This is a genomic window from Ureibacillus terrenus (genome assembly GCF_006569205.1).
Taxonomy (GTDB): domain Bacteria; phylum Bacillota; class Bacilli; order Bacillales_A; family Planococcaceae; genus Ureibacillus; species Ureibacillus terrenus.
The window spans coordinates 24619-43790 of the sequence record NZ_VIGD01000017.1; the positions used below are offsets into that span (position 1 = coordinate 24619).

The window sequence follows — 19172 nt, forward strand, 5'->3', positions numbered from 1 at the left end:
AGAATTACTGATGGATAAGGAAGGGGCTGAAAATGGAGAATCAGACTTATAAAATCGTAATAGTAGGCGGAGGAACGGGTGGGATAACCGTCGCTGCCCAGCTTTTGAGAAAAATGCCGACTTTGAGGGATCAAATTGCCATAATTGATCCTTCCGGCAAGCATTATTATCAGCCTTTATGGACATTGGTCGGCGGTGGGGTATACAAAAAAGAAAAATCTGTAAGAGACATGAAAACAGTAATTCCTGAAGGGGCTACTTGGATTCAACAAGCAGTTAAGAAATTTTATCCAAAAGACAATAAAGTGCAACTGGAAAACAATGATTTCGTTCATTATGAATTTTTAGTGGTGGCTGCAGGCCTCGAGATTCACTGGGATAAAATTAAGGGATTAAAAGAGGCGTTAGGTACGAAAAACGTTTGCAGCAATTATTCTTATGAACATGTTGATTACACTTGGGAAACCATTCGGAATTTCAAATCGGGAACCGCTGTTTTTACACACCCTGCTTCACCTGTAAAATGCGGCGGTGCACCTCAAAAAATTATGTACTTGGCAGATGATTATTTCAGAAAAACAGGTGTAAGAGATCAAATCAAAATTATTTTCGGTTCAGCAAACGCAACCATATTTGATGTTGCCAAGTACCGTCAAGAGTTGGAAAAGATATTGGTGAGAAAGGGGATTGATGCCCGTTTCTGTTATAACTTGGTAGAAATTAAACCGGATGAAAAAATTGCGATTTTTGAAGATTTAAATAGCGGAAAAAAAGATGAAATCCAATACGACATGATACATGTTACCCCATATATGGGGGCACCGAAGTTTGTTGCAGAAAGTCCTCTTGCAGATGAAACAGGATTCTTGGCGGTCGACATTCATACCCTTCAACATAAAAAATTTGAAAACGTTTTCGGACTGGGGGATAACGCAAACCTTCCTACTTCGAAAACAGGTGCGGCCATACGAAAGCAAGCGCCTGTTCTTGTTGATAACTTGATTGCCAGCATCAGAAATCAAACGACAAAAACGATTTATAACGGCTATACTTCTTGTCCGATTGTAACAGGATATAACAAATTGATTTTAGCGGAATTTGACTACTCCAAAGAACCTACGGAATCAATGCCTTTTGACCAAGGAGTTGAAAGGACGAGTATGTACATTTTGAAAAAAGACTTGCTGCCTGTTTTATATTGGAATGGCATGTTAAAAGGCACGATGTAAAATTGGAGGGAATCCAACAGTGAATACATCTGTTCAAAATCAGTTGGAACAGCCGGAAATACAGGAGGCTATTGTTTCCTTTCTTAAAAATTTGCCGGCTTATGAAAAACAACTACAACAAATTGGACAATACGTCAATTTCGGCAAGGAAATTTTAGCCGATAAAGAGGTTTTGCAACCATACGATCAATTATTTCGCACTTACGATATCAATTTAAAAACATTGGAAGCAATACTTGAATTATTGGAGAAATTGCCAAGGCTGAACAAAATGATTGAGCAACTTGAAAATATCCTTGATTTTATACAATCCATAATGCATGACGAAGCGACAACACAACATATTACTGATGCTTTAAAAGAATATGCCCATCCGATTGTTGAAAAAGGAAAAAGCGGCATGTCCCTGCTAAAAGAAATTCAGCAACGGGCTGAATCTGCACAGGAGCCTATTAAACTAATCACAATTTACAAGTGGTTGAAAGATCCTGCTGTTCAAAAGGTGCTTCAATATGTGCAAGCCACTTTATCGGTATTAAATAAAAAATCATAAGGAGGAATGACTATGTTATTGCGTTATTTTTACGATGAAAAATTGGCCCATGCCTCTTATATGGTGGGTTGCCAACAACATGGCAAGGCGGTTGTTATTGATCCTATGCGGAATATTGAACCATATATTGAAGTAGCCCGAAAGGAAAAATTGGAGATAGTCGGTTCATTGGAAACGCATATTCACGCAGATTTTGTCAGCGGATCCCGGGAATTGGCCGACCGGTTCGGAGCCACTTTGTACATTTCCGATGAAGGGGACGAAAATTGGAAATATACAAATTTAGAGGGGCTTTCCTATCAACTATTGAAAGACGGCGACATTATTAAATTAGGGAATCTTACTTTTGAAGTGATGCATACTCCAGGGCATACGCCAGAGCACATTTCCTTTTTATTAACAGACGGTGCAGCTGCGGATAAGCCGATTGGCATTTTTACAGGGGATTTTGTTTTTGTCGGTGATATTGGCCGTCCGGATTTATTGGAAAGAGCAGCTGGAATGGCTGGGACTGCGGAAGTTGGGGCACGCCAAATGTTTAAGTCCATTCAACGTTTTAAAGAACTGCCCGATTATTTGCAAGTGTGGCCGGCACATGGAGCGGGAAGCGCCTGCGGAAAAGCGTTGGGAGCGGTTCCATCATCAACGGTAGGTTATGAAAAGCAATTTAACTGGGCAATGAAAATTGAAAATGAAGAGGAATTTGTAAAGGAATTACTTCGGGGACAGCCTGAGGCACCATATTACTTTGCCGTTATGAAGAGAGTGAACAAAATCGGAATAGAATTGATTAAAAACTTACCGGAAATACCATTCATCGATTCCCTTAAAGAGATTGAAAAAGTGATCAAGGATGGATTCTTAGTAATCGATACCCGAAGCCCTAAAGATTTTTCAAAAGGCTTTATTGCAGGAACAGTCAATATTCCATTGAGTCAATCATTCACCACTTGGGCAGGTTGGATTGTCGATTACAATCAACCAATTTATGTATTGACGAATCCAACTGATATTGAAGAAGTGCTGATTGCTCTCCGCTCCATTGGAATTGACAAAATTGCCGGCTTTGCCGATGTAAAGGGGATGTTGTCTCAATCCAATAAGTTATGCAGTTATGAAAATATTACACCAATGGAAGCAAGAACATTATTAAGTGAGGGAAAAGCGCAAATTGTGGATGTGCGGAATTTATCCGAGTATGAAGAAGGGCATATTGATGGAGCAAAGCACATTATGCTGGGAACGTTAAAGAATAGACTTGACGAAGTGCCAAAAGGAAAAGTTATTATGCAATGCCGTTCTGGTGCCCGTTCGGGTATAGCTACAAGCATTTTATTGTCAAAAGGATTTAAAGATGTCGTGAATTTAGATGGCGGATATGAAAGATGGGTAACAGAAACTCAAACAGATGCCGTAAGAAATTAATGGATAAACAACACTAGTAAAAATTTTGCCTGGGCCTTTCGAAACTTGTTCAATTAAGTTTGGAGGCTCAGGCTCTTTTTAACGGAATCAGTTGCTTATTTTTTTCAATTTCTGTAGGGATTCTTTCTGCCATTGTTATATTTTTTTTATCATAAACATATGAGATTATGATATCGGAAAGTAATTTAATTGAGGTGTTTTCATTGCACAAAATCAATCATACAGAATACTTCCAAAAGGTTTACGAACACATTCAAGATGGAATCGTTGTAATGAGGGAATCCAGGGAAATTATTATGTTGAATCCAGCGGCAAAAAGGCTGACCGGGTGGAAAGTTGGTGACTATGTTCCTTACTGCAGTTTTTGCACGACAAGAAATCGGCGGGTAGAAACCCCGTCTTGTTATTTAATGGCCAACGAAGATGTTCCGTCCATATTGTCCCAAATGTCAACAAATCGAAAAAAAACACTGGATGTGGAAATGAGTGTTTCGGTCATTAATAGAAATGTAGAAACTGGAGAAAATGAGTATTTACTTGTATTAAGGGATTGTGAAACCATGTTGAAAGCGCAGGAAGCAGCGCTCAATAAAAAAATGATTCAAGCTTTGATTGATGCGAAAGAATCTGAACATAAACGATTAGCTCAGGAATTGCATGATGGGGTTGGACAATCACTTTACTCGGTTTCGGTCGCCTTAGAAGCGATTGAAGCGTATATGCAGGATAATGAAAAACTGTCCAGTTATGTAAAAGAAGTGCGAAATGAGCTGCGGAAAGTGATTGAAGATGTGTATACGTATTCCTACAATTTACGTCCGCAAAGTTTAGATCAATTGGGATTGAAAGCAGCTTTGGAAAACTTAATAGACAATATGAAAAAAATGGCTCCTCATCTGATATTCGAGTTAACAACCCAAGGGCTTGACCGATGTGATCCGGCTATTGAAATCAATCTATACCGCATTGCCCAAGAAGCGTTGCACAATGTGGTCAAGTATGCGCAGGCATCCTATGTGAAAATCTCTATTCGGAAAAATAATACGCACATTCATATGAAAATTGAAGATGACGGAATCGGATTTGACCGCAAATCGATTCAAAACAAGGGACTCGGCTTAAAACATATTGAAGAACGAGTTGATTTGTTAAGCGGTACATGTGCCATTCGTTCAGAAATGAACAAAGGTACCGTTGTTGAAGTTACTATTCCGAGATGGAGGCCGAATACATGATAAAAGTTTTTCTAGTCGATGATCATGTTTTAATCCGCAAGGGTATCGCCTTATTATTAGAAAACTATCGTGATTTGGAAGTGGTAGGGGAAGCGAGCGATGGAGAAGAATGTTTGCAACAGTTATACAGTTTGGATGTGGATGTGGTTTTAATGGATATTTCCATTCCAAAAGGCATTGATGGTTTCACAGCCACTCGAAAGATAAAGAAGGAGTTTCCAAAAATCAAGGTTGTCATGCTTACGATGCATAATGAATTTGCTTACATTCAAAAGGCTATTGAAACTGATGCGGATGGCTACATTTTAAAAAATAGTCAGGCAAACCAAGTATATCAAGCCATTCAGGCGGTTTACTCAGGAAGAAAATATTATGATGTTGGAATTCCAAAAGAGCAGCTTGAAAAATGGTTTAAAAATAAAGGAAAACAGAAAAAGGACGTTCTATCAAGCAGAGAACAAGAAATTGTGCGGTTAACCATATTGGGATATACCAATTTGCAAATTGCCGATAAATTGTCCATCAGTTCCAAAACAGTGGAAAACCACAAAGCAAACATCATGCAGAAATTGGATTTAAAAACGAAAGCGGAACTGATTCAATACGGAATTGCCAATAAATATATTATCTGAAAAATTAGTGGAATCCCCCTATAGGATATTCAACGTGAATGCTATACATTGAAAAAAAGTTCTAAAAAAGCAGGTGAATCAAGTATGGCATTCACGTTTGCCGTTGTCATTTTCTGCATTGGATTTGTGGGCTCATTTGTTTCCGGCATGGTTGGAATAGGTGGTTCCATCATTAAATACCCAATGCTCCTCTATTTGCCGCCACTTTTTGGACTCGCATCTTTCACTGCCCATGAAGTGTCTGGTATCAGCGCAATCCAAGTATTCTTTTCCTCACTTGCAGGCATCTGGTCGTACCGCAAAGACGGTTATTTAAATAAAACTCTTATTTTATATATGGGGGTTTCCATTTTAGCAGGAAGTCTTTTGGGAAGTTTTGGATCCAATTATTTTTCGGAAGAAGCGATTAATTTTGTTTATGGATTGTTAGCTATCATCGCGGCTCTATTGATGTTCATTCCCACAAAGGAAATTGATGATATATCACCCCTCACTTTTAATAAATGGTTGGCTGCTTCCCTGGCATTTATTGTCGGAATAGGTTCTGGAATTGTTGGGGCAGCCGGTGGTTTTTTGCTCGTTCCTATTTTATTAGTCATTTTAAAAATTCCTACAAGGGTAACCATTGCAACAAGTTTAGCCGTCACTTTCATCTCATCTATTGGAGGGACTTTTGGGAAAATAATAACCAATCAAATAGATTATTGGTCCGCTTTCATTATGATCATCGCCAGTATTACTGCCACTCCCCTTGGAGCAAAGGTGGGGAAGAAAATGGATACAAAGGTGTTAAAAATGATTTTGGCTGTACTTATCACTGCCGCTGCCATTAAAACTTGGATTGACATATTGTAGTTCGTATTTGTGGAATATGAGGATTGGAAATAAAGCAAGGCTGCCAAGGAGAAGAACGCTTCCCAGGCAGCCTTGTTTTTTATACCTCCATAATAATCGGCAAAATCATTGGCCGACGTCTCGTTTTTTCAAATAAATAAGGAGATAAAATTTCCGTAATTTCATTTTTTAACTCTGTCCATTGGGATTTTTCCTGAATTTTTTCTGCCAAGTGTTCAGAAAGCATTTTTTGTGCTTCACTGATCAACGTAGCCGATTCGCGCATATAAACAAAGCCTCTGGAAATAATATCCGGACCTGCCACGATTTTTTGCTGTTTCATATCTACACTGACGACAACGATCACCAATCCTTCTTCGGAAAGAATGCGGCGATCGCGCAATACGATATTGCCAATGTCGCCAATTCCGCTTCCATCGATGTAGACATCACCGGATGGTACACGTCCTGCAACGTAAGCTTCATTCGGGCTTAATGCAAGCACGTCACCATTTTCCATCACAAACGTATTCTCGGTAGGAACATCGCAGTCAATGGCAAGTTTTGTATGCATTTTCAACATGCGATATTCACCGTGAATAGGCATGAAAAATTTCGGTTTCATGAGACGAATCATTAATTTCTGTTCTTCCTGGGAACCGTGACCGGACGTATGGATATTGTTGATGGAGCCATGAATGACCTCCGCACCCGCACGGTATAATAGGTCAATAATTTTATTGACGCTTATGGTATTTCCGGGAATTGGAGAAGATGAGAATACGACCGTATCGCCAGGCTGAATCTGAATTTGGCGGTGAGTGCCGTTGGCGATCCGGGACAAAGCGGCCATAGGCTCACCTTGGGAACCCGTACATAAAATCAGCACTTCATTCGCCGGCAAACGATTGATGGTCTGTGCGTCAACAAATGTTTCTTTTGGCGCGTTGATGTATCCTAATTCCCGGCCAATCGAAATGGCGTTGTCCATAGAGCGTCCGAAAACGGCGATTTTTCTTCCGTATTGGACCGCAGCATCCGTCACCTGTTGAAGACGGTGAATATTGGAAGCGAACGTTGCGAAAATGATGCGTCCTTCCACTTTGCGGAAAATGTCGTGGATGCTTTCGCCAACTTTCCGTTCCGACATCGTAAAGTTGGGAACTTCAGCGTTTGTGCTGTCCGACAATAAGCAAAGCACTCCATCCCGGCCGATTTCGGCCATTTTCGTCAAATTTGCGGGTTCGCCTACCGGAGTAAAGTCAAATTTGAAGTCGCCGGTATGAACGATATTTCCAGGAGGCGTTTTTACGACAATTCCGTATGCATCCGGAATACTGTGGGTTGTCCTGAAGAAGGTTACAGACGTTTTTCGGAATTTGATGACGTCGTCTTCTTTAATTTCAATCAACTTTGCTTGTCGAAGTAATCCGTGTTCTTCCAATTTGTTCCGCAAAAGCCCGATCGCAAGCTTTCCACCGTACACCGGAACATTTACTTTCCGCAGCAGATATGGTACTCCGCCAATGTGGTCTTCATGGCCGTGGGTGATGAATAATCCTTTAATTTTATCGGCATTCCGAACTAAGTAAGTGTAGTCAGGAATTACGTAATCGATTCCTAAAAGATCGTCTTCAGGAAACTTGATGCCCGCATCGATGATGATGATTTCGTCTTGAAACTGTACACAGTACGTATTCTTACCGATTTCGCCCAGTCCGCCGAGAGCAAAAACGGCAGTTTGGTCATTCTTCACAAACTTCATAAAGTTTACGCATTCTCCAAACGGAAATTCGGGCTATTTTTTTCATATTCTAAATAATTGCCCTCTAATAATTGAATGTATTCAATCAAAATGTGGCGGTCCTTTAAATATTCGCGGACTTCTCGTTCAGAATTGGCTTCCAGGTACAGGCTTTTTGTGTTTTCGCGAATTGGCACTTCATCTGGATTTTCTTGATAATACACTTTGTAAATCATTTTTTCTCTCCTTCTAACCGTACATTTTCTGCATTTATTATTTTTCCACTTTTTACGAATATAATCAATTAATTTATATATTATAACGCAAATGATTTTCTCAGGATCACCATTTGCGTGAAGTGGCGGTTTTTTGATTGTAAAATACATATTGATAAATGGAATATTTCCTGATAGGCAAATGCATTTTCTTTTATATTATCATGGGAATCTTTTAAAATAAAGAAAAGCCCTTCATTTCCGGAAGGGCTCAAGCGATGGATTTTTTGCCGAGGATGCCATTAAGACGTCTCAAAAGTTTCTTTTTGAGTCTTTTTAACATGGCACATCACTCCTTATTAAAAGTATAAAGTAGAATGATATATATGTAAAGTATTTTTCATTTACATATAAATATGCATTGGAAGGGTAAGTGGGGATGAAGAAAGTACTGTTTTTTGACGTGGATGGCACGCTGTACAACAGCAAGAAACAACTGCCTCCGTCTGCGAAGGAAGCGATTTTCAAGGCTAAACGGAACGGCTATGAGGTTGCGATCGCCACAGGTCGGGCACCGTTTATGATTCAGCCGATTTTAAAAGAATTGGAGATTGATACATTTGTCACTTTTAACGGGCAATATGTGGTTTATAAAAATGAAGTAATTTTTACGGATAGTGTTCCGAAAGAAGATTTATCCAAAATTCTTGAATTCGGTTCAGAGCGCAATCATCCTGCCGTATTTATCGATGATCGGAAAATGATTGCGACGGCTCCCGGGAACAAGAAAATTGAAGAAAGTTTAAAGTCGTTGCGCTATCCTTATCCGAAGATCAATCCGCATTTTTATAAAGACAATGCGGTATACCAAACTTTGATTTTTATGGAAGAAAATGAAGAAACCATTTATCACCAGACATTTTCCAATGTGAAATTCGTCCGCTGGCACCCGTATTCCTGCGACATTCTTCCAAAAAACGGCTCAAAGGCAAGAGGGATTCAGAAAGTATTGGAAAAAATGGATGTCCCTATTGAAAATGCGATTGCCTTTGGCGACGGTTTGAACGATATTGAAATGCTCCAGGCGGCAGGCATCGGTGTTGCGATGGGAAATGCCAAAGAGCAGGTCAAAGAAGTGGCGGATGTTGTCGGCGGCCACGTAGATGACGATGGATTGGCAAAAGTGATGAAACAATTGGACATTATTTAATCTATGAATATGCATCCTATCCTTTTTTGACCCGGTGTTTGTCATGAAGAATTAACATTTCTTAACTTTTCTCCGGTTCCGATTCTCTTATCCTATTAAAAATTAAAACCCCGGTGGCACTGCATTTTTAAGCAAGTGCCATCGGGGTTTTTATTCTTGCTTTTCCGTTTCCAAAGGAAAAGCATTCGGAATAGGGGCGAAAGGATCTTCTTTATTGATATGGTCGTAAAACATGACGCCATTTAAATGGTCCAGTTCGTGTTGGAAACAGATGGCCGGCAGACCTTTTAGGCGCATTTTTCTCTCTTCGCCGTCAACTGTATAAAATTTTACAGTGATTCTTGCGTAGCGCGGCACATAGCCTGGCACGTTCCGGTCTACCGATAAGCAGCCTTCCCCTTGAGGCAAGTAGGTTTTTTCGGCGGAATGGCTGACGATTTTCGGGTTGATGGCGACAAAGCTTAACAGTTCGCCATTTTCATCTTCCAAATGCATGGCAAACATTCTTTTCAGGCAATTTACCTGGTTTGCCGCCAGTCCGATTCCAGAGCGCAATCCGTATTTTTCTGCAATTTCCGGATCTTGGCTATTTTTTAAAAACTGCAGCATGTCTTCTGCAAGTTTACGTTCTTCATCCGTTAGCGGGAATTTCATTTCTTCTGCCCGTGTTCTCAAAGCAGGATGTCCTTCCCGGACAATGTCTTTCATTAAAATCATTTTTTACTCCCTTTCAACTTCTCTATCAATTAAAGTTTTCCAATATAAAAATATCACATGTCATTTTCTTTTTCTAACTAAAAGTATCATTGAATATTATGCGTCATCTATAGGGGATAATGTATTCGGATATGGAAATTATTTTGCGAACATAATATGAACATTTTGATTAAAATATTAACTGTTATAATACAATTAGTTTTTGTGTTATAACAGGTTTTGTATTGTTTCTTCCTGAGTGAGTCAGAATAATTGTGATTTTTAAAGAAAAAACAATAATTGACCGATTTGTGACAGTGGTATATACTGTAATTAACCATAGGTTGTATCAGTTTTGAGAACGTTTAAATTAATACAGATAAAGGAGAGTTGTTTTATGAGCGGGAAAGTTTTTGATCCAAAAGGCGTGTTGGAAGAAGTAGAAAGCAAATTTGAAATGTTTCAGATATTGAACGAAGACGGGGAAATCGTCAACGAAGAATATGATCCGAAATTATCGGATGAAGATTTGGTGGAACTGATGTCCCGCATGGTTTATACAAGAATTTTGGACCAGCGCTGCATCTCCCTTAACCGGCAGGGGCGCCTCGGGTTTTATGCCCCGACTGCGGGGCAGGAAGCTTCTCAATTAGCTTCCCACTTTGCATTGGAAAAAGACGATTGGATTTTGCCGGGCTACAGAGATATTCCTCAAATCATTTGGCATGGATTGCCGTTATGGAAAGCATTCTTATTCAGCCGCGGTCATTTTGTAGGGAACCAGATTCCGGAAGGATTAAATATCGTACCTCCTCAAATCATTATCGGCGCCCAATACATTCAAACGGCAGGGGTTGCATTGGGCATCAAGAAACGGGGAGGAAAAAATGTCGCTGTGACATATACAGGAGACGGCGGTTCATCCCAGGGCGATTTCTATGAAGGGATCAACTTTGCGGGAGCCTTTAAGGTACCAGCCATTTTCTTCATTCAAAATAACCAATATGCAATCTCCACACCGCGTGAAATTCAAACGGCCGCCAAAACTCTTGCGCAAAAAGGTTTGGCGGCGGGCATCCCGTGTGTGCAAGTCGATGGAATGGATCCGTTGGCGGTTTATGTGGCGACAAAAAATGCCCGGGAGCGCGCGGTGGTCGGCGAAGGGCCGACATTGATCGAAACCGTGTGCTACCGATTCGGTCCTCATACAATGTCCGGGGACGATCCGACGCGTTATCGTACCGAAGATATTGACAATGAATGGGCAAAGAAAGACCCGATTGTGCGTTTCCGCAAATATCTGGAAGGCAAAGGGCTCTGGTCTGAAGAAAAAGAGACGGAAGTCATTGAAAGAGCGAAAAGCGATATAAAAGAAGCCATTAAGAAGGCGGATGAAGTTCCAAAACAAAAAGTGACGGATTTGATTTCCATCATGCATGAGGAGCTGCCTTTCAATTTGCAGGAGCAATATGAAATTTATAAAGCGAAGGAGCTGAAATAACCTATGGCACAAATGACGATGATACAGGCGATAACAGATGCGTTAAGAATAGAATTGAAAAATGATGAAAATGTATTGGTGTTCGGGGAAGACGTCGGCGTCAACGGCGGGGTGTTCCGGGCAACGGAAGGATTGCAAAAGGAATTTGGCGTCGACCGGGTATTCGATACTCCGCTTGCCGAATCCGGAATCGGAGGTCTTGCGATTGGACTGGCTTTGCAAGGATTTCGTCCGGTGCCGGAAATACAATTCTTCGGGTTCGTCTATGAAGTGATGGATTCCATCAGCGGCCAAATGGCCCGTTACCGTTATCGCACAGGCGGTACGTTCAATATGCCGATTACAATCCGTTCTCCATTTGGAGGCGGAGTGCATACTCCTGAAATGCACTCTGATAGTTTGGAAGGTTTGATGGCCCAACAACCTGGATTGAAAGTGGTCATTCCTTCGACTCCTTACGATGCAAAAGGATTATTGATTTCAGCAATCCGCGACAATGATCCGGTCATCTTTTTGGAGCATCTAAAACTCTATCGATCTTTCCGTCAGGAAGTGCCGGAGGGTGAATATACAATTCCGATCGGGAAAGCGGATGTAAAACGGGAAGGTAAAGATTTATCGATTTTTGCGTATGGGCTCATGGTGCATGAAAGTCTAAGAGCGGCAGAAGAATTGGAGAAAGAAGGATACTCGGTGGAAGTGGTGGATCTCCGCACAGTGCAGCCGCTTGATATAGAAACGATCATAGCTTCTGTCGAAAAAACGAATCGGGCAATCGTCGTCCAGGAAGCTCAAAAACAGGCTGGAATTGCGGCAAATGTCGTGGCGGAAATTATGGAAAGAGCCGTGTTAAGCCTGGAAGCTCCTGTGCTCCGGGTAGCGGCGCCGGATACGGTTTATCCGTTCCCGCAAGCTGAAAATGTTTGGTTGCCGAATTACAAAGACATTATCGAAACAGCGAAAAAAGTTTTAACATTCTAATCGGTGAAAGGGTGAACATAATGGCGTTTGAATTTCGTATGCCGGATATCGGCGAAGGGATCCACGAAGGCGAAATCGTGAAATGGTTCGTAAAACCGGGAGATGAGGTAAAAGAGGACGATATCTTATGTGAAATACAAAATGATAAAGCGGTTGTGGAAATCCCTTCCCCTGTCAACGGGAAAGTAGAAGAGATTTTGGTTGAAGAAGGAAATGTCGCGGTCGTCGGGGATGTGCTCATCCGGTTCGATGCCCCTGGTTATGAAAACATGCAGTTCAAAGGCGACGCGCACGTGGAAGAGGAAACGAAAAAAACGGAAGCGCAAGTCCAACGGGCGGCCGAAGACGGAAAGGTGGACGTTGTCAAAGAGGAAGCGGTTCGGACAGCGAAAGAAGTGGTTCCTCAATCGGCGAAAGAAGAGGTGGCCACCCGGGTCAAAGCAATGCCTTCTGTCCGCAAGTTTGCGCGGGAACACGGCGTCGACATCCGGCTGGTTGAAGGCAGCGGCAAAAATGGACGCATTTTAAAAGAAGATATTATTCGTTATATCGAAGGCAAACAGAAAGCCCAGGAGGTTCCGGAAGTTTCCGCTGAGAAGCAAGAAGTGGCGGCAGCGCCACAAGTTCCGGTATTGGAAGGGGAATTCCCTGAAACAAGAGAGAAAATTTCTGGAATCCGCAAAGCGATTGCAAAAGCGATGGTTCATTCCAAACATACAGCTCCTCATGTAACATTGATGGACGAAGTGGATGTAACCAAACTTGTTGCGCACCGCAAAAAGTTCAAGGACATTGCGGCGGAAAAAGGAATCAAGTTGACGTATTTGCCTTACGTCGTAAAAGCGCTGGTGGCGATGTTGAGGGAATTTCCGGAATTCAACCGTTCTTTTGATGACGAGACGCAAGAAATTATTCAAAAACATTACTATAATGTAGGAATTGCTGCAGATACTGAAAGGGGACTCCTTGTTCCGGTAATCAAACATGCCGATAAAAAATCCATTTTTGCGCTTGCGAAAGAAATAAACGAACTTGCAACAAAAGCCCGGGAAGGAAAATTGGCTCCAAATGAAATGAAAGGCGGATCGATGTCCATTACTAATATAGGGTCTGCGGGAGGCCAATGGTTTACTCCGGTGATTAATCATCCAGAAATAGCAATTTTAGGACTTGGAAGAATTTCAGAAAAGCCTATAATAAAAGAAGGTGAAATTATAGCAGCACCTATGTTAGCATTATCATTGAGCTTTGATCATCGTTTGATCGATGGGGCATTGGCTCAAAATGCATTAAATTATTTAAAACGACTAATCAGTGATCCAGAACTTTTATTAATGGAGGCGTAACAGATGGTAGTAGGAGATTTTCCAATCGAAATCGACACACTTGTAGTTGGAGCAGGTCCGGGCGGGTATGTTGCGGCAATTCGCGCGGCGCAAACCGGGCAAAAAGTAACGGTTGTGGAAAAAAATGAAGTGGGCGGCGTATGCCTGAACGTCGGATGTATCCCTTCCAAAGCGTTAATTTCCGTCGCACATCGCTATGAACAGGCGAAACATTCAGAAGATATGGGTGTCATCGCTTCTGATGTAAAACTTGATTTTTCAAAAGTGCAAGCGTTCAAAGACAGTGTTGTGAAAAAATTGACAGGCGGGGTAGCCGGACTATTAAAAGGAAATAAAATCGACGTTGTCAAAGGGGAAGCATATTTCGTTGACGCCAATACGGTCCGCGTCGTGAATGGCGATCAGGCCCAAACATACAAATTTAAAAACGCCATTCTTGCGACTGGTTCCCGTCCTGTGGAAATTCCGGCGTTCAAATATTCTGACCGCGTATTGAACTCCACTGGCGCATTGAATTTAAATGAATTGCCTAAAAAATTGGTTGTCATCGGCGGCGGATACATCGGTACGGAATTGGGCACTGCCTACGCAACATTCGGTACGGAAGTTGTCATCTTGGAAGGCGCAAGCGATATCTTGGCCGGATTTGAAAAACAAATGACGCAAATCGTGAAAAAAGGCCTCAAGAAAAAAGGCGTGACAATCGAAGTGAACGCTCTTGCCAAAGGCGTGGAAGAAACTGAAAACGGGGTCATTGTCACTTACGAAGTAAACGGCGAAGAAAAGAAAGTTGAAGCGGATTATGTGCTTGTAACAGTTGGACGCAGACCGAACACAGATGAACTTGGTCTTGAACAAATCGGCATCGAGTTCGCTGAAAGAGGACTTATCAAAGTGGACAAACAATGCCGCACTAACATTCCAAACATTTATGCGATTGGCGACATCGTTCCTGGTCCGCAACTTGCCCACAAAGCTTCCTATGAAGGAAAAGTGGCTGCTGAAGCGATTGCAGGACATAAATCCGTTGTGGACTACTTGGCGATTCCGGCTGTATGCTTCACAGATCCGGAAATGGCTTCTGTCGGATATACAGAGGAACAGGCGAAAGCCGAAGGAATCGATGTGAAAGTGGCGAAGTTCCCGTTTGCGGCAAACGGCCGGGCATTGGCGCTAAATCAACCGGAAGGCTTCGTGAAACTTGTGGCGCGCAAAGAAGACGGCCTTATCATCGGTGGACAAATCGTTGGAGCGGGTGCATCCGACATGATTTCGGAAATCTGCTTGGCGATCGAAGGCGGTATGACTGCCGAAGATATCGCTCTAACAATCCATCCGCATCCAACATTAGGCGAAATCGTAATGGAAACTGCGGAAGTCCTTTTAGGAAATCCGATCCATATCATCGCAAAATAAATAAATTGGACAAAAAGGAGCAATCTGCGCGATTGCTCCTTTTTTTGTATTTATGAAACCGTTTGAAGATTCAAAACGTATTGTTTAAGGAGAAAAACAACCAATGAAAAGTCTTCAAGGTTTTCCAGGTTGGAAACAAGACCGTTCAGGATGGCCAGTCTCGGTCTTTCTTTTTTCATTTCTTCCATCAATAGAGCAATCGATTCCTCAATTAACGGCATTTCTTTATATTGGCTGTTCAATTGTTCAAGTAAAGATAAAATATACTCTTTTGATACCATTTCTTCAATATGGGCATAACTTATTGAATTCCACAGCTGTTCGGTAACAAAATGCAGTTTGCTATGTTCGGCGATTATGTTCACTTTTTCGGCAAGGCAATCGGCAAGACGCTCCAAATTATATTTTTGGGGATGCGTCGTAATAAATTCGGTATAACTGACCAATAAACCACGAACAACTAATAGTAAATCATATTTTAATTGTTCGCCCCTGTTTCCATAGGTTTGATGGATGATGGATAACAACGCTTCATGCTGAATGGCGTTAAATTCTTTTATTTTTTTAATGACTTCATTGTTCATCGGCTGGAAATTTTCGCGCATACACATGGAAATGAAGGAATAATGCTCTTCCAAAAGTTTGAAATTAAAATAAAAAAACTTTGGCAATTTTTCATCGACTGGAATGTTGTCATCCAAAATTTTGTTTTGGACAGCAATAAATTTTTTTATGAAATAATCGGTTATTTCCACCAATAAATCATCTTTTGATTTAAAACTGAGATAAAAGGCGCCTTTCGAAATCCCGCATGCTTCCGTGATATCTTGAATGGACGTCGATTCAACGCCTTTTTTCGAAAAAAGTTCAATCGCTTTTTCCATGATTATGTTTTTCTTTGACACAAAATCTCCTCCGGACATGAAAGAAATATTCCTGGTTCATTGACAGTGACCTTTTGGTCAATTATTATAATAAAATGTGACGGATTAGTCAAAAAAGGTGGGTTCGAATTGAATGGATTAGTGAATTTCGTCATCAAAAATAAGCTGGCTGTTTGGTTGTTGGCCATCATTCTAATGGCCACTGGGATTTACTCCACTTCCCGGATGAACAAAGAGACCATTCCCGACATTTCCATACCGTATATCAGTGTCATGACCGTCTATCCGGGTGCGACACCTGAACAGGCCATGAATGATATTTCAATTCCTTTGGAAAAGGCTGTGCAAAACTTAAAGAAAGTCGTGGGCGTTTATTCAACATCCTATGCGAACATGTCCAGCGTACAGGTCGAATATGAATATGGAACGGACATGATCGACGCGGAGCGGGAGCTGCGTTCCGTTATTGATGGCATGACATTCCCGGATACGGCGGAAAAACCGACAATTGCCAGATTTACCGTAAACACCTTCCCGATATTGGCGTTGAGCGTTTCAAGCGACAAAGAAGATATCGCCGAATTGACTTCCACTGTCGAAGAGGTCATTGTGCCTAAGCTGGAAGGCATTGATGGCGTTTCTTCCGTTTCGATATCCGGCCAGCATGTGAATAAAGTCGAAATCGAATATGACGAAGGAAAAATGGCTTCATTGGGCATAACGGAAGATGATGTGAAACAAATGATCCAAGCGAGCGACTTGAAAGCTCCGCTCGGTCTATATCCGTTTGAAGACAAAGAGCAATCCGTTGTGGTGGACGGAAAATTTACAACCGTTGATGAGCTGAAAAATTTGATGATTCCGGTTACGCCTACCGCCCAACATCCGATGCCTTTTGTGACATTGGGCGATATTGCGAAAGTGGAATTGGTGGGAGAAGTTGAATCCGTTTCCCGCACGAACGGAAAAGAAGCCATCGGCATCCAGATTGTAAAGGGACAGGAAGCCAATACGGTTGAAGTGGTCAATGAAGCGAAAGATATCATCAAAGAACTGGAAGAAAAATATGACGGATTGCATATCGATGTGACCCTAGACCAGGGGGAACCGATCGAAGAATCCATTTCGACGATGCTAGGAAAGGCATTATACGGTGCCGGATTTGCGATTATCATCATCTTGTTGTTCTTAAGGGATATTAAATCGACGATCATCTCCGTGATATCTATTCCATTATCGCTGATGATCGCATTTACGATTCTGCACCAAATGGATATTACGTTGAATATTATGACCCTTGGCGCGATGACCGTCGCTATTGGACGGGTGATTGACGACTCGATTGTCGTCGTGGAAAATATCTACAGACGACTGCACCTGAAAGACGAAAAATTGAAGGGCCGCGCGTTAATCCGTTCGGCAACGATCGAAATGTTTAAGCCGATTTTGGCCTCCACGCTTGTAACGATTGCCGTTTTTGCGCCTCTTGTATTAGTGGGTGGCATGGTAGGCGAACTATTTACGCCATTCGCTTTGACAATGGCATTCGCCCTGCTGGCATCTTTGCTGGTGGCTATTACCGTCGTTCCGTCCCTTTCCCATACGCTATTTAAGAAACAATTGTACGGCGACAGGAAAGGCGGAAAAATCAAACATTCCAAACCAAGTACCTTGGCATCCTGGTATAAACGAGTATTGCGCTGGTCATTGGATCATAAAGCCATTGCATCGCTGGTTGCAATTGCCCTGCTGGTAGGAAGTTTATTCTTGATTCCGGTCATCGGGTTCAGTTTCCTATCCACTGATCAGGAAAAAGTCATGTATCTCACTTATACGCCTGAGCCTGGTGAGACACGGGAAAAAACATTGGAAAATGTAAAAGTCGTTGAAGATAAATTGCTGGCCCGCGATGATGTGGAAATCGTTCAAGTATCCATCGGAGGCAGCGGCGGAGCCATGATGGCCATGATGGGCATGATGGGAACTGACGGAGCACTGATGTATGTCATTTTTGACGATGAAACCGAAAACTTCGATGAAGTACAGGATGAAATCGTCAAATATATTGAAGGTTTAAATCAATCCGGTAAATGGGTTAACCAAAACTTCAATATGTCGTTGGCCAACAACGAATTAAGCTATACCGTTTATGGCGAAGACTTGGATAAAATCGAAAAAGTTGTTTCCGACATCGAAAGCATCATGAAAGAGTCCGGAAATTTAAAAGATGTAGATACGACACTATCAGAGCGCTATGATGAATTCACATTAAAAGTGAACCAACAAACACTGTTGCAGTATGGCTTGACAGCAGGCCAACTGGCGATGATGCTGAATCCTAATAAGCAGGATGAAGTGTTGACAACTCTCAAAAAAGACGGAACCGAAATTGATGTTGTTGTGAAACGGAATGTCAACCTGGCTCCATCCTTTGATGAATTATTGAATCAACCTGTGCCGTCCGCTACAGGCGCCCCTGTGCAACTAAAAGATATCGTCGAAGTGGAAAAAGGCACGGTTTCCAATACAATATCCCGCAGCAAGGGACAATTGTACGCGACCGTATCCGGTACGGTAACAAGTAAAGACGTAACAAAAGCCTCATCGGAAGTTGATGAAAAAATTCAAAAGCTTGAGCTTCCAAAAGGGGTTGAACTCGGGGAAGAAGGCGTTACAGCCGATATGAAAGAAGCCTTTACACAATTAGGGTTTGCGATGATCGTCGCAGTAGGTATCGTTTACTTCATCCTTGTCGTGACATTTGGTGAAGGTTTGGCTCCATTTGTCATCCTTTTCTCATTGCCGTTTACCGTAATCGGTTCGTTGGTCGGCCTTTGGATTACGGGAGAAACGATTTCCGTATCGGTGATGATGGGAATGCTCATGTTGATCGGTATTGTTGTAACGAATGCCGTTGTATTGGTGGACCGGATTATCAACATGGAACGTACCGGCATGCCGATGCGTGAGGCAATACTGGAAGCAGGTGCCACTCGCTTGCGTCCGATTTTGATGACAGCCATCGCAACAATCGGAGCATTAATTCCGCTTGCGATAGGCGCTGAAGGAACAAGCATGATTTCAAGAGACTTGGGCATTTGCGTCATCGGCGGTCTGTTCAGTTCAACCATGCTGACACTGATTGTGGTGCCGATCGTCTACGAAGTATTATCCAAAATGTTGAAAAAGAATCGTGTTGAAATTGAAGAGGACTGATTCAAAAAAAGAATTCGCCACAGCGGCGAATTCTTTTTTATTTATCTATGAAAAC

General features: G+C 41.9%; 16 protein-coding genes. 12 read left to right on the plus strand and 4 right to left on the minus strand.

Going from position 1 to position 19172, the window contains the following annotated elements; translation table 11 throughout:
- Positions 1-32 precede the first annotated feature (32 nt).
- The 6 genes from FKZ59_RS11910 (at position 33) to FKZ59_RS11935 (ending at position 5929) form a co-directional block, all read left to right on the plus strand.
- Complete coding sequence (locus FKZ59_RS11910) at positions 33-1229, plus strand: NAD(P)/FAD-dependent oxidoreductase (RefSeq protein ID WP_141602982.1); 1197 nt, start codon at positions 33-35, stop codon at positions 1227-1229.
- 19 nt (positions 1230-1248) lie between these two features.
- The gene (locus FKZ59_RS11915; RefSeq protein WP_141602983.1) at positions 1249-1782 is read left to right on the plus strand and encodes a hypothetical protein; all 534 of its coding nucleotides are present in this window, start codon (positions 1249-1251) and stop codon (positions 1780-1782) included.
- 12 nt (positions 1783-1794) lie between these two features.
- Positions 1795-3207, plus strand: coding sequence for an MBL fold metallo-hydrolase (locus tag FKZ59_RS11920; RefSeq protein ID WP_141602984.1), 1413 nt, complete (start codon positions 1795-1797; stop codon positions 3205-3207).
- Positions 3208-3410: 203 nt separating this feature from the next.
- Positions 3411-4442, plus strand: a complete 1032-nt coding sequence (locus FKZ59_RS11925) for an ATP-binding protein (protein ID WP_181733287.1) — start codon at positions 3411-3413, stop codon at positions 4440-4442.
- The gene (locus FKZ59_RS11930; protein ID WP_141602986.1) at positions 4439-5074 is read left to right on the plus strand and encodes a response regulator; all 636 of its coding nucleotides are present in this window, start codon (positions 4439-4441) and stop codon (positions 5072-5074) included. The genes FKZ59_RS11925 and FKZ59_RS11930 overlap by 4 nt, the downstream gene beginning before the upstream one ends.
- Before the next feature lie 84 nt (positions 5075-5158).
- The gene (locus FKZ59_RS11935; RefSeq protein WP_141602987.1) at positions 5159-5929 is read left to right on the plus strand and encodes a sulfite exporter TauE/SafE family protein; all 771 of its coding nucleotides are present in this window, start codon (positions 5159-5161) and stop codon (positions 5927-5929) included.
- Positions 5930-6008: 79 nt separating this feature from the next.
- Here FKZ59_RS11935 and rnjA read toward each other — a convergent pair whose 3' ends face one another.
- On the minus strand, positions 6009-7673 hold the full coding sequence (gene rnjA, locus FKZ59_RS11940) for a ribonuclease J1 (RefSeq protein ID WP_141602988.1): 1665 nt from the start codon (positions 7671-7673) through the stop codon (positions 6009-6011).
- 5 nt (positions 7674-7678) lie between these two features.
- Entirely contained in the window at positions 7679-7888 is a 210-nt protein-coding gene (locus tag FKZ59_RS11945; RefSeq protein WP_141602989.1) for a DNA-dependent RNA polymerase subunit epsilon, read from the minus strand.
- A 418-nt stretch (positions 7889-8306) separates the two neighbouring features.
- On the opposite strand from FKZ59_RS11945, the gene FKZ59_RS11950 reads away from it, so the two are divergent.
- Entirely contained in the window at positions 8307-9077 is a 771-nt protein-coding gene (locus tag FKZ59_RS11950) for a Cof-type HAD-IIB family hydrolase (RefSeq protein WP_141602990.1), read from the plus strand.
- A gap of 150 nt (positions 9078-9227) precedes the next feature.
- On the opposite strand, the gene def is transcribed toward FKZ59_RS11950, so the two are convergent.
- A complete protein-coding gene (gene def, locus FKZ59_RS11955; protein ID WP_141602991.1) occupies positions 9228-9794 on the minus strand; it encodes a peptide deformylase in 567 nt (188 codons plus the stop codon).
- Positions 9795-10170: 376 nt separating this feature from the next.
- On the opposite strand from def, the gene pdhA reads away from it, so the two are divergent.
- The 4 genes from pdhA to lpdA are packed head-to-tail and all read left to right on the plus strand — an operon-like array spanning position 10171 to position 15017.
- The gene (gene pdhA, locus FKZ59_RS11960; protein WP_141602992.1) at positions 10171-11274 is read left to right on the plus strand and encodes a pyruvate dehydrogenase (acetyl-transferring) E1 component subunit alpha; all 1104 of its coding nucleotides are present in this window, start codon (positions 10171-10173) and stop codon (positions 11272-11274) included.
- Positions 11275-11277: 3 nt separating this feature from the next.
- Entirely contained in the window at positions 11278-12255 is a 978-nt protein-coding gene (locus FKZ59_RS11965; protein WP_141602993.1) for an alpha-ketoacid dehydrogenase subunit beta, read from the plus strand.
- 20 nt (positions 12256-12275) lie between these two features.
- On the plus strand, positions 12276-13601 hold the full coding sequence (locus FKZ59_RS11970; RefSeq protein WP_141602994.1) for a dihydrolipoamide acetyltransferase family protein: 1326 nt from the start codon (positions 12276-12278) through the stop codon (positions 13599-13601).
- Between the two features lie 3 nt (positions 13602-13604).
- Positions 13605-15017: a dihydrolipoyl dehydrogenase gene (gene lpdA / locus FKZ59_RS11975; protein WP_141602995.1), complete on the plus strand. Its 1413-nt coding sequence runs from the start codon at positions 13605-13607 to the stop codon at positions 15015-15017.
- Positions 15018-15067: 50 nt separating this feature from the next.
- Here lpdA and FKZ59_RS11980 read toward each other — a convergent pair whose 3' ends face one another.
- The gene (locus tag FKZ59_RS11980) at positions 15068-15922 is read right to left on the minus strand and encodes a TetR/AcrR family transcriptional regulator (RefSeq protein ID WP_181733288.1); all 855 of its coding nucleotides are present in this window, start codon (positions 15920-15922) and stop codon (positions 15068-15070) included.
- Between the two features lie 108 nt (positions 15923-16030).
- Between FKZ59_RS11980 and FKZ59_RS11985 the strand changes: the two genes are divergently transcribed.
- Positions 16031-19117, plus strand: coding sequence for an efflux RND transporter permease subunit (locus FKZ59_RS11985; protein ID WP_141602997.1), 3087 nt, complete (start codon positions 16031-16033; stop codon positions 19115-19117).
- Positions 19118-19172 lie beyond the last annotated feature (55 nt).